Origin of the sequence: Bradyrhizobium sp. BLXBL-01 (assembly GCF_051853025.1) — a bacterium.
Lineage (GTDB): Bacteria > Pseudomonadota > Alphaproteobacteria > Rhizobiales > Xanthobacteraceae > Bradyrhizobium.
The window spans coordinates 2141989-2165442 of record NZ_CP182471.1; the positions used below are offsets into that span (position 1 = coordinate 2141989).

The following is a 23454-nucleotide window of genomic DNA, read 5'->3' on the forward strand; positions in this document are numbered from 1 at the left end:
CGCCATGGCTATTTTGGAAGAGATGCAGCAGATTCGAACGTCGGACTTCGTGTTTCCCGGGCTCATGCGCGGCCAGCCGCTCAGCGACATGAGTCTGACGGCCGTCGTGCGCAGGGCACTCCGTCAGTTGGATGCCTTGGCGGCTCCCGGTAGTCCACAACAAGACAAGCACGAAGAAAAGAAAAGCCTGGGCAAGGATATCATCAAAGCCCAGGTCGCTTGGGCGGAGCACCACAGGGCCGTCGAAACCAGATGGGCGCAACTGCGCCAATCGGGCGATCAGCGGATGACGTTAGTCCAGCGCGAGGCCTTCGCAGGCGACATCTATCGCATCTGGAGGGACGTGGTTATGAGGTCGGCACATGCGGTAGCTCGATCTCCGTGCCGAGATCCTGTCTGGTGCTGTCTTCGAGATAGAGTTGGCCGACCACCAACATGAGACCCGCGAAGAACAGCACTAGAGCAACCGTCATGAGGTCGTGATAATCGTCCATCGCTGATCCACCAACCTTGCCGAATCAATGCCTTTGGGCAGCTGCGTGCTCTCTCGTGAACGGCTTTGACGAACTCCCTTGGTCGAGGCCCTTAACGGACGGTCCACTATCGCGGCTGCCGCGCTCGTGGCAGCTGATAGTTCGTGCGGCGATGCCGCACGTACCAGACGGAATGCAACAGGAGAGCCAGGTATGGGATTGTCCCCGGCACGCTTAACAAGTCGCCGTGTGACGAGGTTTCCCAAGGCGAGGAGAAGATCCTTCGCTTGCTGCTGCACGCCAACATTGGCAGCGAGGCTCTCAAGGATGATCGCGCGACCGTCGCTACCGTGACGTTCGAAGATCTTGAGCAGCCTGCGCTCGAGGTGCTGCGGATTGTTTAAGATTACGTTTTTCATGCATTTTTCTCTCTGAATCCGAGCCTGTGGGTTGGATCTGCACTAGGCGTCCGCCCGCAATTCGGTGCACGCCGGTCTCCGACTGAGGAGACGTCGGCTGATATCCGCCGGCTCGGCCTCCGGGGCGAAATTGCGTTCCACGAGCGACGCGCGCGACTCCCGCCGCGCGCGATGAAAAACAGCCGAGTGAAGTCAGGCGGTTTTCTGGTGCTCGAGCCGCTGGTTGTCGTTGCCGGCTTGGATCGGTATCTGCCGCGGTTTCATCGCTTCGGGGACGCGCGAGATCCCTGAGGAACATGGAAGCGAACAGGCCCTTGACGCCGACCTGCATTTCATCGGCAACGATGTTGTCCTGGGCCGTGACGACCGGGATGCCGGCAAACCGGGTCCGCTTGTGGATGAAACGATTGCGAAGCTCAATCATGGTGACAACGTGTTTCTTCATACTGAAATGAACCAATAACGTTTCCCGCACTCGCGGACCGTTGCTCTTCATGTGTCCACCCAAAAAGAGCGATGCTGATGTTGACGCTGCGATCTGTTGTCGCGCGGGTCATGAAAATTTGTGCGTAGTGATTTGTGGCTAGGACTTCCCCGCTAGGCTAGCAGTCGAAAGTATAGCTTAGGACGAGCTGATCTATCGGCGGACGGGGACTCGGAAAGATATTTGAACCAGCGGACGCCGATGCGTGACTTCACGCCACGCTTCTAAATTAAAACCGCGCTCGCCGCGCAGGTCGTGTTTAAAACGCCCAAGGTCGATGAGGCTTTATAGCCTTTGAAAGGTCTTCGTCGCTATCAGCGTCGCCTATGAGTATGCCAGCTCCTGCTTTATGGGAGGTCCGAGAACGAGTTTGCGCAGGCAAGCCGTCTGCTTAGTAGTGCTGTCCTCGATTTTGTTCGAAATGACGTAGCCGCCGTGTCGGCAGTCGGTACGACGAGTATTAGACGCCGGCACGCTGGTCGTCATCCCGTCGCAGTACTTATCGCGCCCATCCGGCTGCTTCGTCATTTCGTAACGGTCGCCTTAGGTCGCGAAGTTTGTTGTCAGTCAAGGTGAGAGCGTGAGGGGAGATGATGCCATTTGTCATGGTCCGCGGACGAGCTCACTGTGGACAGCCAGCCTTGATCCAAGTTTCAATTGTCTGGACATCCTCTTTCGAAAGGAAGGGGCCTCCGACGGGCATGCGAGGAAAGCCGGTTAAGCCGTGCGTCAACGCAGCAATGATATTTGCGTTTGCAGCCGCGTCCGTTCCGATTACATCCGGCTGTATCAACGGATTGCCGAATGCTTCGCTGTGCAGAAGTTCGTCAAGTGAATTCCATCCGAATTCCGGACCATGGGTCGAAAGAAGTGGCGGTCTACCGTTTCGCTCACGCCAAGCATCAATCGCTCTATCTAGGATTGTTTTCACATCTGTAAATGAAATTACACGTGTCACGATAAAAACCTCTTTATTGTTTTCTCAAGTTGAGTTTAGATGTACCGCTCCTTAATCAGCAAGGTATTTTCAGGTGCCTTATTTAGAGCTTTTGAGCAGATCACATTTCCTTTGGCCATTGTTGGGAGTTGCCATCCTTGTCGATTCCGGCGCGGCAACGGCGGAATCGATTAATCATTGCAGGACGATGCCGCAGCGTGTGGATGCGCTAGATTTTCCGAGCCGCCATGCGTGGAATCTGTTCATGGTTCTCAATCATCCCTCTGCCGACAAGACGATCGCACGGGGGGCGCCTGACTGCGCGAAACCGTTCGGGGCCCCTGGCACAACTTCGGTCTGGGAGACGTGGCGCTTGGCGCGTACCGAAGTTTTCTTACGTGATGGCTCCGAACCCCCACAATGGGCCGACCTCAGTCTCCCGACTGGTACCGGAGGTGTTGGTCAGACGCCAGAGGAAACCTTTCACGTTGCGCGAAACGAACCGAGGGTAGCGGGAGACAGTGCCCGGCCCAGTATCCAGATCGATACGGGACCCAACCAAGGAGTATTCACCGACAGCGGGGGAATCGGCGAAACCCATATGAACAAGGTGACTTATGAGTTTATCAAGCAGAACTGCTTGTGGAGTTCCGATGGCCTTAAGCGTTACGCAATGGCATTCGTCGATGGGAAAAAGCCATTGCTTGTGTTTCCGGCCGACTCCATTGAAGTAAAGGCCGTTTGGCTTGAGTTCACGCCACAGGCGATTGGGGAGGGAAAGCCCCGCCGCTACTACACGGCGCGAGAGGGCGACAAGTTGTACGGGCTGACCACGCTACACGTTCTGACCAAGGATGTTCCGAATTGGTTTTGGGCGACCTTCCACCACAAGGATGCGCCGGCTAACCCGTTCGAACTCTTTGATACCCACGGCCAACCCGCTCAGCTGAAGGGGACAGTGTGGGAAAACTACGTTCTCGGTGGCACCCAGACCGACTTTGTCACTTCGACCGGAAAAGCGTCGATACTGTCTGACCATTACATTGAATTCGGTTTCCAGAAATCTTCCTGCATCACCTGTCACGCCACGGCGCACGGATCGCCAGATGGTACGGTAGGGCCAACACAGCCCATGGCATTGGCATTATTGAGAGACAAGACGGGGGACGACGAAAGGGGACCCCCGTTCCCCAGCTGGTATTTGAAGGACGGCAAACCGTTCTTCATGCAGACTGACTTTGTGTATTCTATCCCGTTCAGGGCTCGCCGCGAAATGGCGGCGCCGCCCAACCGATGCTTGTGGCAATAGGTTCTTCGCGCCCGGAGCAATGGTTCCGCCGCGACGAGACGAATGGAGACGCCTCAACCTCGAGGGGTAGCTGCATGCGCCACCGGTGTTTGATGATCTGTCTTGTTTCCCTTAGTGCTGTCGCTCCGGTAGCAGCCCAGGATGCTGGTTTCAGTAAGACCATTCAGCTGCGCACCGGGCCGGTCACGCTTGAGCCCGTGCAAGCCCCAAAACCTGCGCAGGCTGCGCCCTCGCAAAAGGACCTGCCGGGTTTGAAGAAGGCAAAGGGGGCGGCAAAGGTCGGCCGCCCCGAGCAAACTCCGGCGATCACGGACGAATCCGGCGGGGCAGCCGCCCTTCCTGCTCCCGCGCCAAAGCCGATCGAGAGCGACAGGGTGCTCCTCGGCTTTGAACGCCGGCTATCCGATGCAGAGTCCCGACAACTTGCCGCCAAGGGCATCGTCGTCGAGGAATTTGTCGGAGGCACAGTCTATACGGCGAGGGTTCAGCAGACGCTCACAAGCCAGCTCGCGACGGCGTCCGCAGGCATCAATTCTATCCAGCATGTCGTGGCGCTCGATGAGAAGAACGCTCATATCAAGGTGGATCCATCCCTTCTCGGCAGTCCTTCGCCGCAAGAGGAAGGGGCCGCGCTGCCGGCCGCTTCTCCGATCAAAGTCAGCGTGCAGGTTTGGCCAGACGTCAACCTCGAAGCCGCGAAAACCCAGATCGCAGCGTTCGGAGAAATCACACGGGTAAGCCCGTTTACTCAAAAATTCGAACTGACTGTCAAGAGCGTCAGCGCCATTCAAGAGCTTGCGAAGCTCAAGAGCGTCAAGTTCATCGAGCCGGTGTTCACGCCCACACTGCAAAACACCCACGTCGACCGGAATATCGGCGCTGACCTCGCGGCGAAAGCCCCCCACTTCTTGACTGGAGCCGGCGTCCGTGTCGGCGTGTGGGACGGTGGACATGTCGCCGAAGACCATCCTTCCTTCACCGGGCGGCTGTCGGTAGATCTGGATCGTGAGCGTGGCGTATTGCGTCACGATCATCAGCATTCGACCCACGTTGCGGGCACTATCGCAGGCAATGGGGAATTTTCGGCTCCGATAATCGCCGGCGACGCCGCATCAAATAAAGAAGGCGCACTGCCGGCGTTTGGAGACGAGGTCAAGAGAACGATACTGGCTGACGCTGCGTCAGCGCCTGCCGGACCCGCTGCCACAGGCGATACGGAGGATCATTATCCGGGCATCGCGCCCAAGGCGGAAATTCTTTCATTCGACTTTATCGAAGCAGATCATGAGCTTCTCGGGCTGCTGATCGAAAAGCCACTGGCAATAGATCTGGTGAACAATTCGTGGGGCCTGAATCTGACTTCGCAGAATTGTAGCCAACTTGCGACCTATTCGCCGCTGGGGACCGCCGAATTCGACGCGATAGCTAGCGGAGAAAGAGGCAACCAGACCGTTCGCCGCATCCCAATCATCTTCTCGGCCGGGAACGCTCGCAATGACGGCATTTGCGGCATGAGCCTTGCGCTCGGATTTCCGAACTTCCGATCGATTACTCCCCCTGGGACCGGCAAGAATGTCATTACGGTCGGTGCGATCGATGCCGACAACAACGATATGACGGAGTTCTCATCATGGGGACCGACAGCGGACGGACGGATCAAGCCGGATGTCGTCGCGCCTGGCTGCCGGCAATTGGGAGCAGGGGAGCAGGGTATTGTGTCGGCGGTTCCGGCCACCGGCATCGGACGGATGTGCGGTACATCGATGGCCGCGCCGGCAGTAGCCGGCACAGTAGCGCTTTTGATCGAAAAGATGGGTAAACTCGGCTTCCAGAAGTCGGACGTCTACCCTTCAACATACAAGGCTTTGCTGATTCACGGCGCGGAAGACCTCGGAAGACCAGGGCCCGATTTCGTCTATGGCTTCGGTCGCGTTCGATTGATACCGACTCTGACCTTGATGGATCAGAAAGCATTTTTTCAAGCGACGGTGGCTCGTGAGAATGAGATTCAGACACGCGTTGTGGTCGTGCCGCCGAACCGCAAGCGTCTGAAAGTAACACTCGCGTGGGATGACAGGGCAACCGGCCCCTTCACTTCCGAAGCGCTTACCAACGATCTGGATCTGCTCCTGGTTTCTCCGAGCGCGGAGCAGCATCTGCCGTTCATTCTCAATACGGTACCCGGAAAGGAAAACGAAGTTGCCGGGCGCGGCGTCGACCATCGCAATGTGGTCGAACAGGTGACTGTCGACAATCCCGTCGCCGGCAACTGGAGCGCTGCGGTGCGCGCGACGAAGATCGGATCCCCTACAGGAGGACAGAGCTATTCGCTCGTCGTCTCAACGGAAGAGTAGATGGTGGGCTGAGATCGGCCGGTTCAATGTTTCATCAGGCGGGGGAGGAATTCCATGAGAAGCTTAGTCTGCTTGACGTTAATGACACTTGCACTGGCGACCTGCCCTCCTACTCATCGGGCGAACGCCGGAGGACCGGATGTTATTTTGGGTGAGCTAGTTGGCGCCCGCGTGTATGCACAGTCCAATGGCATCGCCGCGTTGACGGTCGGCACGACTTCCTGCAATGCTGGCGATTCGGTGCTCAATTGGCTGAAGCTCCCAGACAACAAGCACCCTGTTATCTCCATGAACATGTACCGTCTGCTCGACGGACGCATGACCCAGATCGGTCAGTCTTGGGTGAAGCACGGATTCGTGGCGCTTCAGCAGAACGTCTGCGGATTTGGTTGCCAAGCCAATCCGAGCGGGAGCGGTTTGGGCGTAGGATGCTCTGACCCCTACGGCGCCAATACCAACCAGGGCCCCGATCTTGGTTCGCGCCGCCTGATCAATCCAACCACGGGTTTCTATGACGGCCAGAAGGCTGCGCAGGAGCTCAGCGCGTTTCAGCCATCGCCTTCGGGGATCGACCACGGGCTTCAAGTAAGCGAGTCGGATCTCGCGGTGACGGGCGCACGCTATTTTGTCGAAGGACAGTACGTCGCGGCCGACGACTCCGCAGCCGGCAACGGCGACAACAACGTTTCACATCTTGAAGTGCGCGTGACGCGGAATGTCGACGGAAAATTCTCGATCGAGAATGTCGATCCAGGGAATCATCCGACCCGCCGCGAGTTACCCGCTATTCGCGCCTGGCCTTATGCGGAATTCAGCAGAGTGAGCGGTGCATCGGATGACGGCACGGTCATTGTTGCCAGCAATGTCATCAGACTATCGCGCACGACGTATCGATATGAGTATGCCATCTACAACATGAACAGCGAGCGAGGCATCCGGTCGTTCAGCATTCCGATAGGAAATGTTGCCGTTTCAAACATCGGATTCAGCGCGGTGCGTTCACACGGCGATGCGACACTGTCGAACGATCCTTGGGTATCATTGACAAGCGATGGTCGGATCGGTTGGTCAACCCAGGCGTTTTCGGAAAACGAGGGGGCGAACGCCATCCGGTGGGGGACCTCCTATAATTTCTGGTTTGAGGCTCCTGCAGCTCCAGCCGAAGCCGACGCCGAACTAACCTATTTCAAACCTGGAACTGGACCGTCAAAGGTGCAGGCTAAAGTCAAATTTCCCCGAGTATGATTCATCAAGAGCCATTTTCGCGAGGAGGGATTTATGCGAGTCAATTGTGTAATGCTCGGAACTGTAATTGCTGTATTCGTGGGTGCAACCTCATCCGTCCATTCGCAGCCGACCGCAGAACCATGGAAGGAGCCGCAGGACACGAGTGCGGCTTTGTTTGACAGCGATCGTTACGCCTGGAAGGTTTTTGTCGCCCTCAATTGGCCCGCCAATGTCGCTGGCAAGCAAGCGGATTCCAGCAAACTATTCGGAGCGCCAGGGCCTGTCGTCTGGGAAACTTGGAGAAACGTTCGCCCCGACGCGCCGGACACAGTGTTCCGGCGAGATGGTGCGAATCCCGGCCCTTGGTTGGGCGGCGGCGGTGCAGGACCCGCGGTGGCCCGGGAGGAACGAGAATTCGTCCGAGCGCCGGTGAAGAAGATGACAGGGTTTGCACTTCGTCCGAGAGGACCGTTGTCGGCCGGGATCTCTCCACAGTTCGACGAACCTGTCGCCGATGGAGGCAACGAAGTCAGGCTGAACGAGACCGCTTATGCGTTCATAAAGGAAAAGGAACTCTTCAATATCGAAGGACAGATCAAAAGCGTCAATGAAGGAATCGAAATTCTGAAATTTCCTCCAAATGCGAAGGAGATCAAGGCGACTTGGCGCAAGCTAACAAACGAGGCCGAGAAGAGCAGATATCACTGGACTGAGGTTTCCAGAGCGGGCGGTAGCAAGGAAGTTTGGGGATTGACGGCGCTGCACATAAGCACCAAGGACCTCCCGAACTGGTTGTGGATGACGTTCGAGCATATTGACAACAAGCAGGGCGGCGCGTGGGAGCTCAAGTCGGTCGATCGTTTCGCATGCCCAACGGCGCCCCATGATTGCGAACAGGCGCCGACTGGTATCGGACTTCAAGGCACCAAATGGGAGAACTATCGACTAAGGGGGACGCAGACAGACTTCGTTGACACGAAGGGCGCTCAGACGAAGCTTGCCAACAGCAAGCTGGAAGCTATCCAGGCAAGATCATCTTGCATCACGTGCCACGCATTCGCGACTGTCGATAAGAACGGCGGGGGTCTGAATTTTGCTTTCGTCGTTGGACCGCCCCCGACGGACTGGTTTCTCAACCAAAATGGCGAACGCCTATTCATGCAACTCGATTTCATGTGGTCCTTGACCCAGGCCTCCAACCGCAATTAGGTAACATACACTTCGTCGCGGAGGATTGCAGCGGAGTTTGGAGCGGCTACACTAACCCTCTTTTCCATCGATCGACTGATTAGATTTCATACGAAACCTTATCAGTGGTCAGCATTGGGAAGTCTTGACCTGCCACTGCGTATTTCCTCCAGAAGGAGTTAGAGTCCGGCCCGAAGAAGGACGGACAGATGAAGCGAGCAAGGTTCACGGAAGAGCAGATTATCGCGGTATTGAAGGAGCATGAGGCTGGGGCGAAGACAGCCGACCTGGCTCGCAAGCACGGTGTTTCCGAGGCGACGATCTACCATTGGAAGCCCAAATTCGGCGGCATGGACGTTTCCGAAGCGAAGCGGCTGAGGGCCTTGGAAGAGGAGAACGCGAAGCTGAAGAAGCTTCTGGCCGAGCAGATGCTCGATGCGGCCGCACTTCGCGAGCTCCTTTCAAAAAAATGGTAGGGCCCGCCGCCAAGCGCGCTGCGATCGCGCATCTGCAGGCCGTCATGAGCCTGTCGGAACGGCGGGCCTGCTCGATTGTGGGGGCGGATCGGAAGATGATCCGCTATCGCTCCAGCCGCCCGCCGGACGCAGTTCTGCGTGGCCGATTGCGCGATCTCGCCAACGAGCGGCGGCGTTTCGGCTATCGCCGGTTGTTCGTCTTGCTGCGGCGGGAGGGCGAGCCATCGGGGATCAACCGGATCTACCGGCTTTACCGCGAGGAAGGGCTCACCGTCCGCAAACGGCGGGCTCGCCGCAAGGCCGTGGGGACCCGTGCCCCGATCCTGGTCGAGGCGAGGCCGAACGCGCGCTGGTCGCTGGACTTCGTCCACGACCAGTTCGCCAATGGCCGACGCTTCCGCATCCTCAACATCGTCGACGACGTCACCAAGGAATGCCTGGGCGCCATTCCGGAGACGTCGATCTCGGGGCGGCGCGTGGCCCGCGAACTGACGGCAATCGTCCAGCGACGCGGCAAGCCAGGAATGATCGTGTCCGACCATGGCACCGAGTTCACCTGCAACGCCATGCTCGCTTGGTGCAAGGACGCTGCCATCGATTGGCACTTCATTGCGCCGGAAAAGCCGATGCAGAACGGCTTCGTCGAGAGTTTCAATGGCCGGATGCGCGATGAGCTACTCAACGAGACCCTGTTCTTCGATCTCGATGACGCCCGCGCCAAGATCGCCAACTGGGTCGCCGACTACAATCTCCAGCGTCCCCACTCGTCGCTGAAATACCTGACCCCCGCGGCCTACGCCGCCCACCTCACCGCAACGGACGATCGGCTGCGCAACCCCGACCAGCTCCGCCGATCGTCCGTTGCTCCATCCGCGCCACTTGGCGTACAAAACCTCAAGACTCTAACTGCCGCTGGATGAAAATGCAGTGGCAGGTCAGCATGCCTCCGGCGAACTGGCCCGAATGTTGGAGTGGGCCGAGGCGCGCTTATTGCGGTTGGAGGGCGAACTAACGGCTGAGGGGATCGGGGCGGCCCTTCGGGAGCGGGAACTGTTTCCGAGTCCTGATCCGCTGCGGACGCCGGAGGAGGACGAGGATTGAACACGACTTCACAAAACACCTCTCAATGGAAGAATGCTACAGGCGAGCAGACGGACCTTCACCACTTGTGTGGTTATCGCTCCATTGCCTCTCCGCTAGTCTGCGAGGCCTTATCGATACTTTCCGGCAAACCCTCGCAGGGCGCAACCTCTTGGAAACTCAGCCTCTGCCAAAAGAAATCCAACCCTTGAGACAATTGCGATAGTTTTTCTCGTAACGTAGAGAGAACTCAAGTTGGCCGACCACGTCGGAAAGAAGATTAGTTCTATATATATTAGGCCGAAACCGTCACACCCTCGCCAGCATACCGCAAAGCCCTGTAAGTCAGATGCTTATTGTATGCCGAGGGTGTTGCTGACCTTTGACCTTGCCCCACGGGCTTAATCCAGTTTGAAGTTCGTTCTGGCCCACAACAAGGACCAGAGCATGAAGCGCAGCCGCTTTTCGGAAGAGCAGATCATCGGGATTTTGAAGGAGCATGAGGCCGGCGTGTCGGTTGCCGACCTGTGCCGCAAGCATGGCGTCAGCGACGCCAGCATCTACAAATGGAAGGCGAAGTTCGGTGGAATGGAGGTGTCCGAGGCCAAGCGGCTGAAGACCCTGGAGGACGAGAACACACGGCTGAAGCGCCTTTTGGCCGACGCCATGCTGGACAACGCCGCCTTGAAGGACCTCGTGGGAAAGAAATGGTGATGCCCGCTGCCAAGCGGAAAGCTGTCGCCCATCTCGTGGACGTTTACGGAATGAGCGAACGGCGGGCGTGTAAAGCCATCGGCTGCTGCCGCATGACGATGAGATACAAGGCGGCCCGCGCAGATGATCTCGGCCTTCGCCAGCGCATGAGGGCGATCGCCCAGGAACGTCGCCGTTTCGGTTACCGACGCCTGCACGTGCTGCTCAAGCGGGAGGGTTATCTGGTCAACCACAAGAAGCTCTTCCGGCTCTACCGGGAAGAGAGGCTCGCGGTACGCCGCCGTGGTGGCCGCAAGCGGGCAATTGGGACCAGGGCACCAATGATGGCGCCGATGGCCTCCAACGATCGTTGGTCGCTCGACTTCGTGTCGGATCAGCTCACCGACGGCCGTCGCTTCCGCATTCTGACCGTGGTTGACGATTGCACCCGCGAGTGTCTGGCGCTGGTGGCCGATACCTCGCTCTCGGGCGCCCGGGTGGCGCGGGAACTGGACCGCCTGATCACCGAGCGCGGCAAGCCCAAGACGGTGGTTAGCGACAACGGCACCGAACTCACCAGCAACGCCATTCTGACGTGGGCCGATCAGAGCCGCGTCGCTTGGCACTACATCGCGCCAGGCAAGCCCATGCAGAACGCCTTCATCGAGAGCTTCATGTATAGACGGCCCCGCGGGTGCAAGAGGTTTTTACAGCATTTTGGATATCGGTCGGGTGCGTTCATGTATACGGCCTGTTAGTGCGACCGATGCCATGGCCGCTGGCCCTGATGGAGATCGCGGATCGAGGCCTCATCAACGGGTCGCGCTTGTTGCGCTTAAAGCTCTTCGGGCTTGCTCGATCCCCAGCTCCGCTGGTGTCCATCATGCTGTCATTTGCCCTCACACCATAAGGTGGCCAACATACGCGGAAAGTCAGGCCGCGAGCTTTGACCGATAGAATTCTCCGGTCGTCATCATCGCCCAGACGATCCGGGCCAACTTGTTGGCAACGGCGACGGCGACGACCATGGGCCGACGCCGTTCAAGCAGGGCTTCGATCCAGCCGCCTCCAACCCGGGAGCGTGCCTTTGGGTACCGAACGACGTTACGTGCTCCGATGACAAGCAAGTGCCTGAGATAGGAATCGCCCTGTTTCGTAATCCGGCCGAGCCGATCCTTCCCGCCAGTGGAATTCTGCTTAGGCGTCAGGCCAAGCCAGGCCGCGAACTCCCGCCCGGAGCGGAACATGGTCGCGTCCGGTACGGTCGCGGCGAGAGCCGTGGCCGTTATGGGACCGATCCCGGGAATCGAGGACAGCAACTTCGCCATCGGATTTACTCGCTGGATCTGAGCTAGCTCGCGCTCGATGGCCTCGACCTGCCGGTCCAATTCCTTCAGTTGGTTCATAAGAACGGCCAGTGCGATGCGGGCATGGGCCGGCAGCGTCAACCCCTCGTCATCCAACAAGTCCACCAGACCATCCACCCGTTGCCGGCCTTGCCGACAATAATTCCGAACTCAGCAAAGTGAGCCCGAATGGCGCAGGCTGTCATGGTTCGCTGGCGGACCAGCAAGCCTCTTGTACGATGAAGCATCAAGAACCCTTGGCTCTCGACGCTCTTGATTGGAACGAACCGCATATTTGGACGGGTGACGGCTTCGTAGATCGCGGCCGCGTCAGCGGCGTCATTTTTGGCTCCTCTTCGTACGTAGGGTTTGACATAGGCCGGCGGAATCAATCTTACATCGTGTCCAAACCGCCGAATCTCCCGCGCCCAGTGATGAGCGGTCGCGCAAGCCTCGATGCCGACCAAGCAAGGTGCGAGCGAGGAGAAGAACGACATGATCTCGCCTCGCCGGAGGCGCTGGCGACTGGTCACTTGGCCTTGGCTGTCAACTGCATGGATGTGAAACACGTGCTTCGAAATGTCCAATCCAATTGTCGCGACTTTCATAGGGAATAGCTCCTGTTAGCGGGTCCGTACATCGCCAGTATATCGCCGGCGCCGAGGGAGCGGGGCCGTCTTCCCCATCAACGGCCGGCTGCGGGATGAACTGTTGAACGAGACGCTGTTTACCTCGCTCGCCCAGGCCCGCGTCGCGCTCGGATGCTGGCGCGCCGATTACAACGATGCACGCCCACACTCGCGGCTCGGATGGAAGGCCCCGTCCGAGTTCGCCTTCACCTGCTACCCGCGCCGGGATCTGGCGCTGCGCTATGCCGAGGGCTCCGCGCCAGCGGCGCGGCAACAAGAGCTACCAACCCTCCATGATCATGGACTGAACACGATCCACTTGCCACCGATCGGCGCTCGTTTCCCGCGCAAGGCGTTGGTGACCCGCCGCCGACGGCTCGGCGGATACTCTTGCTGAAGGTATTGCCATGAAGAAAGTTCTCCGATTCATCGAGCGCCTCGCTCATTGGGTGGCTCTTGTCCTCGCCATCGTGGCGATCGCCTGGATCGTGCCCTCGTAGGCCGCCCTGCGGAGAAGAGCGGGAGCCAGCCAACCTTCGCCGGCGCGGACCAGAAGCAGAAGCGCCTGGCGATCTATCTAGATGGCACGTGGAATTCCGTCGACAGCAACACGAACGTCTGGCGGATGCGGGCGCTCACCGCCGCGAAGAGCGGGAACGACAAACCGCAGTTCGTCTACTACTCGGTCGGCGTCAACGGCGCCCTCGGCGGTATGTTCGGTCAGGGATTGGACGACAACATCCGCCTAGCCTACGAATGGCTGATCGAGAACTACAACGACGGAGACGAGATATTCATCTTCGGCTTCAGCCGCGGCGCCTACACGGCGAGGGCTCTCGCCGGACTGATCGCCATCGACGGTATCCTGAAGGCCGGCTCGCCGATCGGCGTCGCCGAGTTGTTCGAGCGCTACAGGAAGGGCGACGAGGAGACCATCTGGAAGCTGAGGGACATGCAGTCGTCCGGCGACGCCGACAAGCTGACCGAGCAGCAACGTTGGCTCCTCAAATATTCCCAGCCGGCCGACGTGAAGATGATCGGCATCTGGGACACCGTGGGCTTGGTCGGACTGGCGGCCGGCAACATCGCCGGCATCAGCCGTTCTCAGTTCGAGTACCTGCAGCCCGGCCTGTGCATCCACATCCTCAACGGATATCACGCGCTCGCCGTCCACGAGCACCGCAACGACTTCGCTCCCACGCTTGGGACCGTCCGCCATCCCAAGGATCCGAAAGCGGTGATCGCGCCGCCGCGGCCGACGTCGGGAGTCGAGCAGCGGTGGTTCGTCGGCGCTCATGCAAACGTCGGAGGAGGCTACGAAACCGATCTGCTCAACCAGGCGCCGCTTCGCTGGTTGATGAAGAAGGCGGAATCGCACGGCCTCGCCTTCCGCACGGACGTGGAACTAGAAGGCGACTCCGTGACGGCACCGATCGCCGGTTCCTACGGCAAGTTCGGTTACGGTATCTAGCGATGGATCACGTCTCGCTCTATCGCCCGATCGGCGCCGACCCCGAGGAGCGGGACGACGGCACTCATCCCACTGTCAATGAAACGATCGACGTGAGCATATTCAAACGATGGCGCGCCGATGCCGCTTATCGCCCCGCCAATCTGGTGGAATGGGCCAAGCGCAAGGGCGTCGATCCGGCCCAGCTGCAGACGTCGGTCAAGGCCGAGAATCCGCAGGTATCGGTACCTGACCAATAGTGCTAGCTGGCGCCCTACGACGAGCCGAATAGGAAAGCTATTGCTTCAGGCGTCGGCCATACACGACCCTGCGCTCTCATGACCAACGATTTACTAAGATCGGCCCCAAAAGAACGGGCGGCGGCAACCAAGACGATGATCTGCTCGATCGGAGAGGGTAGGTGCATTCAAAAAAAGAAGCCGCTCGCGCCGGAGATCCAGCTCCGTATACCGGTAGAGATGGTCCAGCCAACTGTCGTGCAGGTAGTTCGACGGGAACAGCCGGGCGTTGTTTTGGCTGGCGCGAGGCCAGCAATGCGCAGGTGATTGAGGATTTGGCTCAGACCGATCGCGGATCACCTCATCTCAATCGTCGCTCGACAGAGCGACCAAACGATGATTGCCAGGCGCGAACCGTCGCTCGAACGAAAAGTGGACGTATCTGGTGCGGTTTCTGGTGCGGTAGTCGCGCTGAGGGCAGCGAAGACTAACCAAGATATTGATATTCTTGGTGGGCCCGGCAGGACTCGAACCTGCAACCAGACCGTTATGAGCGGCCGGCTCTTACCATTGAGCTACGGGCCCGCCGCGGGCGGCCGCTGAAAGACGGCCCGAACGGCGTGCGGGCTCCTTTATAGGGTGGTAGGCATTCTGGCAACGCCAAAGAAAGGGCTGATCGAGGCACGCGAACAGGCTGGCTGACCAGGTGAGCTTCTCGTCGTCCTCGGGCACAAGCGCCGACACCGCCTCACCATGCCATGCCAATCCGATATCCCATCCGTCCGGTATCGAACCTGACCAAAACACCGTGGTCGCTGTGCCGGCCTTGATCGCCGCTCGCTAGGCTTGTACGCCCGCGCCACGATCTAGTTTTGCAGGCCAAAACTCGCGAGCTGCTGCCGATCTACAATCATGATCTCGCGTTGAGTATTGCCGATGAAATCGAGCACGCCGGCACTACGCAACTGCGATACTGCGCGTGAAACTGCTTCAATAGTCAGGCCAAAGGTAATCAGCGATGGCGGCAGTCTGATGATTTGCGTGCGATACCTCGCTAACATACGCCTGCGGTAGCCGCGCCGAATCGAGGGCGCTGTTCGCAGCCCCATCGCGCTTGTTTGCAAAATCACAGGCTCTGAACACGAAAGGATAGGAAGAGACGGGGAACAGGTGTAACTCCGGTCGATGAAAACATTTCGGGCGGTAGTCCTCACAGTCGAGGGCGAAATCATTCTGACGATTGGTTTAGTTTGTGCCACCGAGGACGAGGCTAAGGCACGTGCTGAGGACCTGCTCGAGGACGATCCTGTAGAACTCTGGGATGGACCGCGCAGAATTGCGCGCTTCGAGCCCGAGTACTAGCCAGCCTCGCACGGGAGCGGCGTCTCTCATCGTCTCTTCGAACAAGATGCAATCGGCGAAACTTGAAAACTCAGCGGAAATATGCGATCTGGTGTTTTCGCCCAAGGAATGGTCTGAAAAGCGGGCGGAACGTGGCAGATGCCTGAGATGGACTTCACGCGGGCCGAGCGCAGCGGATCCAACACGATTTTCCCGCCGCAGCTGAAGGGCTAAAATCATCCAATGCGGAGACTCTTCTACGGGCACTTTGCCTGAGCTGTTGTTCTGAGCTCGAAGGCGATCCGGGTCCCCTCCGCAAGAGCGGCGTAGCCGGCCTTCTCAACCGCCCTGATTTGCACGAATAAGTCGACTCCACCATGATCAGGCTTGATGATACCGTAGCCATTCGCCGCGTTAAACCCCGCTACCATGCCAGCTGCCACGTCAGTATCTGAAGTTAGATGACCGCGATGTGGCCGTTGTTCGCGCAACCATCCGTCCCTTACCTGGTGGGTGCACGTGACAATCGCAATCCGCTTTGCAGGCTATGGCGACTGGCATTCGCGCCCGGACGGGCGATTGCGGCGGCGATGTCTTCGACTGGCATTGTGGCGTCGCGACGTCAGAGGAGGCGCGGGAAGTTTACTTGCGAGCGGCTTCTCAATCGTGTCGTTGAGCGCTCGCTCCTCAGTGATCGTCACGGCCGTTCGTTCGAGCGAAGCAAGAAAGGCGCGTCCCCCGTCTGTTATGATCCAGTGCCCGGAATCTCGCTCAACCAATTTCTGCCCGAAAATATTGAGACCTGGTGCCCGCCCGGCCAACCGCTTCATGCGAGCCGTCCACTCCGGGCCGCTGGTGTAGAACACTGTCAGGTAATTCTTCAGGACGGCGAGACTGGCGCGGCCCTCCGGTTGACCGGCGAGAATTTTGAGTATCGAGAGCTGAAAACTCACATCCGTCAACCAAACGCCGCAACACGAACGCCGTATATATTAGCGGCCCCCCTGCTGAGCCCCGCGCTCCGTTTCCAAAACAAGAACATGAACAGTAATGCTAACGCGCGGAACGTCGCACAGTGTGGGCGCAAGCTTAAACTGCCGTTCCGAATGCGGGAAGGGGCCTTTTGATCGTATTCATCGGCTACGCCGGAATATTGGGCTGCCAAGCATCCAAGCTGAGTGACGCTGGACAGCCCAGAGCTTTACGAAAGGCAAGCCTAACGTCTCCCAGCCACCAGCCAAATTCGCGGGAGCGCCAATCGAAGGTCGCGACGTTGCAAGAACAGTGAGACTACCATACGCGCGTGAATGTATCCGCGCCCTACAACTTGCTGGGCTTGCCGTTCTGGTCAACGTAAAACAGCGTCCATGACGTTGGCATTTTGGAGCCATTAAGTTTGCCAACCCAGCGGGTAAAGGAATTACACTGGGCAAAAGTGACAACAAAATACAACCCCCTGGGACTAACGGCTCCGGATGCGGGATAGGGGATGCCTTGGCACGCAAAACCGGGAGCGTGGTTTGTGAAAGTTCCTTGTATTGCCCCGTTGGTGGCGGAGAAAACGAACAGTTCTGAACCCCGTTCATTCTTCCAGGATGAAGGAGCAGGAAGACCTTGCGCGGTGGCCTCGCTCGATACCCCGAAGCATTGGGCAAGCAGCAAAAGTCCTAGAAGTCTCTTCATATTCAAAACTCGAAAGAAGTAAGTCGCGTAAGGGCGCAACATAGATCGTGTAATTTGGTACAACTTCAGGTGACGTTCGCTGCCTTATCTTGCATTCGGCCGTGGAATGCGGCGCATATACCCGAAGTCGCGCCGGATCCCGGCGCCCTACGGCCTGAATCTCCCGAAGAGTGGTCGCGGCGTCCGCGCGGTAAGCCGATGCTCGGCTACTTTGATGTGAGGCGAGCGCTCCCGGTCGCCGAAATGGTCGGCGCGGTGCGAGAACCAGAGGACGAGAGCGACATCGGTTCTGGCGATCTTCGCCAATTGCGCATCGATTTGCTGGAAAGCAAGTTTGAAGGCCTCCCGGCGTCTCGCAAGCAACCGGCTGACCTCGACAACCTCGCATCAGTCCTCGCTGGGTGCGTTAAGCCCCGTATCCATCCGTTTACGCCGCTGGATCGGCAAAGCCATAAGAAGGTCTGCGTTTACAATGGAGCACTCCTCGGGGAGAGATCGTGGGAGTCCCGAGGAAAGTCATCCGTCATCTTGGCGTGACAGTGCTCACTTAACCCCGCCAATTCTTGGAGTTTCAACGGCAAGGAAGTGGCCTTAACAGCAGCAAGGTAGAGCTGGCTCGCGGAGCACGTCGTGAACTGAGCTTGAGCACTGGCAATATTGGGCAACGAGGTGCTGTCGCCGACAGTACCACTTGACGGTTGGCCGGTATGGCGTCAACGAGAAAAGCCAATAGGAACTGGACATGGATGTGATTGATCAAGCGAACGCCTCGGATTTGCCGCCCGACTTGCATAGGCCTTCAAGGCGCTTTTCTTGGATCCTCGTGCTTTTGGCCGTCTCCATTGGCCTGTGCGCTGGGGGTGCCTATTATTGGACTAGCGCCGAGACGCTTTCCGGGACGTCATCGGCGCGTGAAGCTGCTCAGATGACAGGCTTGTCACACGAAGAAAAGGAAGCTCTCTGGGAGATCCGATTGGGACAACAGAAGGCAAGTGATGAAATTGAGAAGGTAAGTGATGGAATTGCAGAGCTCAATCGTAATATGGGTGCGCAGCAAGCCGATTTGAAGCGGATGGCGGACCAGATCGAGGCATTGACGGCCAAGATCGAGTCTTTGCAGAATTCACCCGTCCCTACAACTGTGCCCGAGGCTCCGTCTCCACCAGCAGCCCGTCCTGTATCGAGGCCGGTGAAGAGAATGGTCCAGCCCTCTAAGCCAGAAGGCCCAATCTCGATCGGGGGTGCGCCGCTAATTGCTGATCCCGGCTCCGATCAGCGTTGATACACTCGATGGTTTTGTCGCGGCCGCTTCAGCCTCCCGGCCCGTCGGCCGAGCCTCAGTCGATTTTTCTGCGTCTCTTGAGTTCGAGAGATCAAAAGGTCGAGGGCTGCCTCAACCAGTCCGACGAATGGCGTTGCCGTCGGTACCGGCTGGATCATGTTTTCTTCAACGCGTCTGAAGCACCGACAGCGGACTCTGTGACCCTGCTCAACCGAGCTCAGTACGCGTGTTGGACGCATCTAAGCGACGGCGTGTCTCCACGGCCTCGTTGGAGCATTCCTTGCGGCTCATATCGACCGAGAGCGACCTGCATCAATATGGACTTCTGTCAGGGAGCCCCGCTCTGACCAGGAAATGATCCGCGATCGCGAGAATTCTGCCGGCAAGCTTTCCGGCCGCCGAGTGGATACCTCTGGCGGAAAGATGATCGCGATTTCCGGGGGCACGCTGGCGCGACCTGTGGCTGTCGTTCTCCCTAATTGATACGAAACCGTTGCCTATGAGCACTCCAGAGAGAGCGCGCGAAAGTGGGGTCGCATCAGGGCTCCCGGTGTGATCGAAGGGCCGATCAAGGGCGAAGCGTCCTGGCCTATGTCGAATAGGTGTGGATGCCATCCCTCCTGCTCGGCGACACTGCCGTCATCAAGAATCTCGGCAGCCACAAAGGAAAGATAGCGCGGCGCGACATCCGACCGGAAGGCGCAAAGCTGTTCTTCCTGTCGCCCCACAGCCCGAGCTCATTCCAATCGAGCAAATCTCCACCAAGCTCAAGACCCGGCTCCGAAAGGCCGTCGAACCGTAAACGCGGCGTAGACGCGCACGGGTGTCTTGCTGGACTGTTTCACGCCCCCCGGGATGCGCCAACTACCTCGTCAACGCCGGATACGCCTCAACATGACGCACTCACGCTTAAATCATCAGAATGGCAAAAGCGGGTAACGGTAAAGAGAACGATACCATCCTTTGTCGGGTTTGTTGGGTTCGTGACCCTGGTGTTGGAACGGGTTCGCAGAGCCGAACCGACGGAAACGCAATAAACGAGGGCCTGGCGCAATCAGCGAAGTGGCACGAGTTTTGATGCTTTCCTTGCGGTGCGGCAGGCGTTGCCGGCTGAAATTATGTTTCGGTTACCCTCATGGGGAGCACGGAGGAGGGAAAGCGGAATGACGGGCCTCCGTCAAAATCGCATGCTTCAAATTGCATGCTATTGGATGCCGGGGATGGCAGAGCTCGCGACCTCGAACCTATGGGCGAGCCGACTTCGGGAAGAATATTTTGAAGGCTGGCTCCAGCCGCTTTTTATGTGCGGCGAGTACTGGTCTAGCAGGCTCGAGAGTTTGTGCGCGCTCGGGCGGTGCCCTGACGTCAGAAATGCAATCCGCATCGGCTCTTCCCTAAAGCCTTACAGGAGGTGCCCGCATGAGCTTGGATATTGAATGCGATGTTGCGCATGTCAGCCCCGTCACAGGTCAAGTGTTCCGCGACCTTGGCATTGAGCCGATCATTAACTGCACCGGCGTGCGTACATCCTACGGTGGATGCAATCCAACCCGACCTGTAGTCGCCGCGATGGAAGCGTCGGGTCAGGGCTTTGTCGTTCTGGATGAACTAGCGGAAGCGATCGGACGGAAATTGGCGGCGCTCGCCGGTGCCGAATGGGGGCTCGTGACCGCTGGTAGTGCCGCAGCAGTAAGCCAGGCGGTCGCTGCTTGCGTAGCTGGTAACAATCCAGAAAAGATGCTGAAGCTCCCGTTACGAGGCGAGAAGATGGTGGTCGTCGCTGCTGATCAGCGAATGGCTTACGAACACGCAATTCGAGCGGTCGGTTGTATGGTGCTTCCGATCAGCCGTGCCTCAGACCTGGATCAGCTTCAAATTGAGAAGATCGCAGCAATATGCGTTGTTGCCTCAGATATTCCGAAGTCGGCGTTGTCGTTCGAACAAATTGCTCTGCGCTCCAAACAACTGGGAATTCCGCTGATCGTAGACGCGGCCGGACAGGGGCCCAAGTTTCCGAACGTTTGGCTTCAAACCGGTGCCGATCTGCTAATTCATTCAGGCGGGAAGTATATCAGCGGACCGCAATCTACTGGCTTCCTACTCGGCTCGGAAAGATTGTGCAGAGCGGCGTATCTAAATGGGCCTCCTGGCCAGTCGTTTGGTCGGTCAATGAAGGTTGGTAAAGACGAGATCATTGGCGCTTATGTCGCGTTGGAGCAATGGGTAAAGGGAGGGGCTGGTCGTGCGATGGAAAGATGGCGCGAGTGTATTTCGATAATAAAGCGCGAGTTTTTGAGCGTGCCTGGGCTCTTTGTCGAAGAGATAGAGCCAGACGCTTCATTCTGCAATCCACGAATAGCAGTTTCTTGGGAGATTAGAACATTCTCAGTGAACGCCGACCTCATCGTCAAAAAGCTGGCCAGCGCCCGGCCACGCATTGTGTTGCACGACTGTTGGCAAGGCCCCCAACGGATCGTAGTCGATCCGACCAATCTGACCAAAGTCGAAGCCGAGATCGTTGGTCGTTCAATCGTTCATGTCATTGCAGAGCCGCCGTTAGCGCCAGCGGCACCACCAGAGGGCGCTTTCGAGGACCTAGCGGGAGCATGGCAGGTCTTTATCGACTTTCTTCACGGCAGCGCGGTCCATGCGTTCAGGCTACTACAGGATCGCCAGAATATTGCGGGCACGCACATTGGCGCCGAGGTCTCAGCTAGCTGCCGAGGCAACATAATTGGCTCGAAGTTGAAGCTGTTATCACAATTGCCGGGAGTTAGACTATGAGTTCGAAGGAACGCTTCGCGATGGCAGCCTGACGGGCATTGTTCACTTGGGTGCATCCGCACCCAAGTACAGCGGCATTACCTTTAGGCGGCAGTTCGGACAAGCGACTTGGCGCGCTGAGCGTACCCGAACAAATCACGCCGATCGTGTAAGATGTACAAGGTGTGGCTAGGCAGCGGCCTTTTTAGGTAGGTCCGAGCAAACTGCAGAGAATCATGGTGGACAGTAAATCAGCCATGTCCATGCTCGCTTAGTCTTGACGGCCTGGCCAAGCTGATTGAGGCGTATTTGGCCCCCTGCAAATCCAAGTGCATGCCGGCCGCTTGATAGGTGCTTAGTGTGGACGGTTACATCAAGACCGGCTGAGGCGTCACGGTTAACCCGATCAAACGCTTTGAAAATCGGCTTGCCACATACTTCGTATCATGACCATGGCTGGACTCGGACGAAAGTGGCTGCAAACAGAGTCTTCTTTGCTCAGGTGAGCCGCATTAGGTGAGACACTCGGCATATGCGACAGGAACCGAGAAGATCACGACGCCTCTGGGAGGATGATAGGCTGATCGTTGTGGCACTGGGTGCTGCAGGAATTATCAGCTACGGCACACTTTATTATTGCTGGGGCCATCGCAAAAGAGGCTTCCCGTGACCTCGCCGTCACAGAGGTGTGGATACTCGCTTGCTTCTCCTTGGCGTTGTTTGCCAGTGCGCTGATGTCGCTGATTGCCGGCCGGCTCATGGACCGATACGGCGCAGGCAAAACCATGAGATTCGTCTCATTCGCTGGAGGTGCTAGTCTGGGAATCGCAGCAATATCTTGGAATGCGGTCGTTTTCGCGATCGCCCTATTCGGCATGCAACTTGCGTCGGCCTTTCTCTTTTACGAGGCCGCATTCGTGTTTTTGATTCAGCGAGATGCGGTTCATGCCAAAGGGCAAATTGCTCAATTGACATTGATCGTGGCTTTTTCGTCAACGCTGTTTTGGCCGCTGACCTCGCTGTTGCTCGCTTCGATATCCTGGAGGCAGGTCTGTTGGATCTATGGAGGCTGCAATGTTCTTCTCGCCCTCCCTTTAATCCACTTCGTTCTCGTCGGGCCCCCCGTGACACTTGGACATCAGCACAAAGTCCATGGGCCGCAAGCCCGCTCCTTTTCCAAGCTGATCGATCTTGTCTTGGTATCGGTCGGCTTTTCGCTAACGACCTTTGTTTTCTCAGCACTTCTCGGCCAGATGATCCCAATCCTTTCGTCGACCGGTTTAGATATCGAGCGGACAGCGTTGGTTTCGACGCTCTTCGGCCCGTCCCAGGTGGCGATACGGCTATTTGCAGCTTCGTTTACCGAGAGAATATCCCCAATTCAGCTCACCATGCTCTCATGTGTTATGCTCTCGGCTGCTACATTCGTCATTATGTTGGCGTCTCACACGCTCGTCGGAATTCTAATCTTCATTGCCTTCTTTGGGTTTAGCTCTGGTCTAAACAGCATCTGTCGTGGAAGCTTGCCTCTCTCACTCTTCGGGCCGGACGGGTACGGAACACGTGTCGGATTGATCACGACGTTCCGATTGTCTACGGCGTCGTTTGCGCCGTTCTTCTTCAGTTTAATCCAAAGCAACTATGGTATCGTGCTCGCATTGGCATCTCTAGCTCTCTGCGCAATAGGAAGCACGCTTTCATTCGCATTTGTGAGCGCTCGATCAAAACGAGAGCCGAGCCGTTGAAGAAGTGTGTTTCCACCTCAGAGTCAGCGCGACCTAGACTTGACCGGATAGTAAACAATTGTCGGGGCATCTTCGATGGAGAAATCACATGCCTAACAAGTTTAAGTCGCCAGGCCAAGGTCGGCGCGATCCGGCAGAGCTGTGCTGTGCAAGATCCGGGAGTCGCAATCAACTGCGCGAGCCGACTGGAGCGACCAACGTGGGCAGACCCAGGCGCCGCAAGCCGCACTCGAATGACCCAAGCGCAGGCTGAGCAGGGGCACGTTGATTTGGCCATCGCGATTGACGCCGCCATCGGCGGGGCGTTTCGCAGCGTGTTGCGGCTTTGCCTAGGAC

General features: G+C 57.8%; 17 protein-coding genes, 1 tRNA gene and 3 pseudogenes. 13 read left to right on the forward strand and 8 right to left on the reverse strand.

Annotated features, from left to right (window positions below):
- Positions 1-347: 347 nt before the first annotated feature.
- Together ACNJYA_RS09790 and ACNJYA_RS09795 are read right to left on the reverse strand one after the other, a co-directional pair.
- The gene (locus ACNJYA_RS09790; RefSeq protein ID WP_439402680.1) at positions 348-473 is read right to left on the reverse strand and encodes a hypothetical protein; all 126 of its coding nucleotides are present in this window, start codon (positions 471-473) and stop codon (positions 348-350) included.
- A complete protein-coding gene (locus ACNJYA_RS09795; protein ID WP_439402681.1) occupies positions 470-892 on the reverse strand; it encodes a hypothetical protein in 423 nt (140 codons plus the stop codon). Before ACNJYA_RS09795 ends, ACNJYA_RS09790 begins: the two co-directional genes overlap by 4 nt.
- A gap of 223 nt (positions 893-1115) precedes the next feature.
- On the opposite strand from ACNJYA_RS09795, the gene ACNJYA_RS09800 reads away from it, so the two are divergent.
- On the forward strand, positions 1116-1355 hold the full coding sequence (locus tag ACNJYA_RS09800; protein WP_439402682.1) for a hypothetical protein: 240 nt from the start codon (positions 1116-1118) through the stop codon (positions 1353-1355).
- Positions 1356-1998: 643 nt separating this feature from the next.
- Here ACNJYA_RS09800 and ACNJYA_RS09805 read toward each other — a convergent pair.
- On the reverse strand, positions 1999-2334 hold the full coding sequence (locus tag ACNJYA_RS09805) for a hypothetical protein (RefSeq protein ID WP_439402683.1): 336 nt from the start codon (positions 2332-2334) through the stop codon (positions 1999-2001).
- 580 nt (positions 2335-2914) lie between these two features.
- Here ACNJYA_RS09805 and ACNJYA_RS09810 point away from each other — a divergent pair.
- The 6 genes and pseudogenes from ACNJYA_RS09810 to ACNJYA_RS09835 form a co-directional block, all read left to right on the forward strand.
- Positions 2915-3622 carry a hypothetical protein gene (locus ACNJYA_RS09810; RefSeq protein ID WP_439402684.1) on the forward strand — a complete coding sequence of 236 codons (708 nt, stop codon included), beginning with the start codon at positions 2915-2917 and terminating at the stop codon, positions 3620-3622.
- Positions 3623-3714: 92 nt separating this feature from the next.
- Positions 3715-5976 carry a S8 family serine peptidase gene (locus ACNJYA_RS09815; protein WP_439402685.1) on the forward strand — a complete coding sequence of 754 codons (2262 nt, stop codon included), beginning with the start codon at positions 3715-3717 and terminating at the stop codon, positions 5974-5976.
- Between the two features lie 54 nt (positions 5977-6030).
- Complete coding sequence (locus tag ACNJYA_RS09820; protein WP_439402686.1) at positions 6031-7221, forward strand: hypothetical protein; 1191 nt, start codon at positions 6031-6033, stop codon at positions 7219-7221.
- Positions 7222-7374: 153 nt separating this feature from the next.
- Positions 7375-8412 (forward strand): hypothetical protein, encoded by a 1038-nt coding sequence (locus ACNJYA_RS09825; protein WP_439402687.1) that lies wholly within the window; start codon positions 7375-7377, stop codon positions 8410-8412.
- A 188-nt stretch (positions 8413-8600) separates the two neighbouring features.
- Positions 8601-9787 (forward strand): IS3 family transposase gene (locus ACNJYA_RS09830; protein WP_439402688.1). Its coding sequence is split into 2 segments (ribosomal slippage): positions 8601-8853 and positions 8853-9787, totalling 1188 coding nucleotides; the frame shifts between segments, so codons are not numbered across the junction.
- Positions 9788-10394: 607 nt separating this feature from the next.
- Positions 10395-11314: pseudogene (locus ACNJYA_RS09835) on the forward strand (IS3 family transposase); the annotation flags it as partial.
- 258 nt (positions 11315-11572) lie between these two features.
- Here ACNJYA_RS09835 and ACNJYA_RS09840 read toward each other — a convergent pair.
- A pseudogene (locus tag ACNJYA_RS09840) lies at positions 11573-12594 on the reverse strand (IS110 family transposase).
- Positions 12595-12673: 79 nt separating this feature from the next.
- Here ACNJYA_RS09840 and ACNJYA_RS09845 point away from each other — a divergent pair.
- The 3 genes and pseudogenes from ACNJYA_RS09845 to ACNJYA_RS09855 all read left to right on the forward strand — a co-directional run.
- Positions 12674-12904 (forward strand): annotated as a pseudogene (locus ACNJYA_RS09845) (integrase core domain-containing protein); the annotation flags it as partial.
- A 282-nt stretch (positions 12905-13186) separates the two neighbouring features.
- Positions 13187-14086: a phospholipase effector Tle1 domain-containing protein gene (locus ACNJYA_RS09850; RefSeq protein WP_439403416.1), complete on the forward strand. Its 900-nt coding sequence runs from the start codon at positions 13187-13189 to the stop codon at positions 14084-14086.
- 2 nt (positions 14087-14088) lie between these two features.
- Complete coding sequence (locus ACNJYA_RS09855; protein WP_439402689.1) at positions 14089-14325, forward strand: hypothetical protein; 237 nt, start codon at positions 14089-14091, stop codon at positions 14323-14325.
- A 488-nt stretch (positions 14326-14813) separates the two neighbouring features.
- On the opposite strand, the gene ACNJYA_RS09860 is transcribed toward ACNJYA_RS09855, so the two are convergent.
- From ACNJYA_RS09860 to ACNJYA_RS09875, 4 genes are all read right to left on the reverse strand, one after another.
- Positions 14814-14889: transfer RNA gene (locus tag ACNJYA_RS09860), tRNA-Ile, on the reverse strand.
- Positions 14890-15902: 1013 nt separating this feature from the next.
- On the reverse strand, positions 15903-16076 hold the full coding sequence (locus tag ACNJYA_RS09865) for a cold-shock protein (RefSeq protein ID WP_333913145.1): 174 nt from the start codon (positions 16074-16076) through the stop codon (positions 15903-15905).
- 114 nt (positions 16077-16190) lie between these two features.
- On the reverse strand, positions 16191-16598 hold the full coding sequence (locus tag ACNJYA_RS09870) for a hypothetical protein (RefSeq protein ID WP_439402690.1): 408 nt from the start codon (positions 16596-16598) through the stop codon (positions 16191-16193).
- A 367-nt stretch (positions 16599-16965) separates the two neighbouring features.
- Complete coding sequence (locus tag ACNJYA_RS09875) at positions 16966-17370, reverse strand: avidin/streptavidin family protein (protein WP_439402691.1); 405 nt, start codon at positions 17368-17370, stop codon at positions 16966-16968.
- A gap of 700 nt (positions 17371-18070) precedes the next feature.
- Between ACNJYA_RS09875 and ACNJYA_RS09880 the strand changes: the two genes are divergently transcribed.
- From ACNJYA_RS09880 to ACNJYA_RS09890, 3 genes are all read left to right on the forward strand, one after another.
- Entirely contained in the window at positions 18071-18610 is a 540-nt protein-coding gene (locus tag ACNJYA_RS09880) for a hypothetical protein (protein WP_439402692.1), read from the forward strand.
- A 1419-nt stretch (positions 18611-20029) separates the two neighbouring features.
- Complete coding sequence (locus ACNJYA_RS09885) at positions 20030-21394, forward strand: hypothetical protein (RefSeq protein ID WP_439402693.1); 1365 nt, start codon at positions 20030-20032, stop codon at positions 21392-21394.
- A 566-nt stretch (positions 21395-21960) separates the two neighbouring features.
- Positions 21961-23118 (forward strand): MFS transporter, encoded by a 1158-nt coding sequence (locus ACNJYA_RS09890; protein WP_439402694.1) that lies wholly within the window; start codon positions 21961-21963, stop codon positions 23116-23118.
- Positions 23119-23454: the final 336 nt, after the last annotated feature.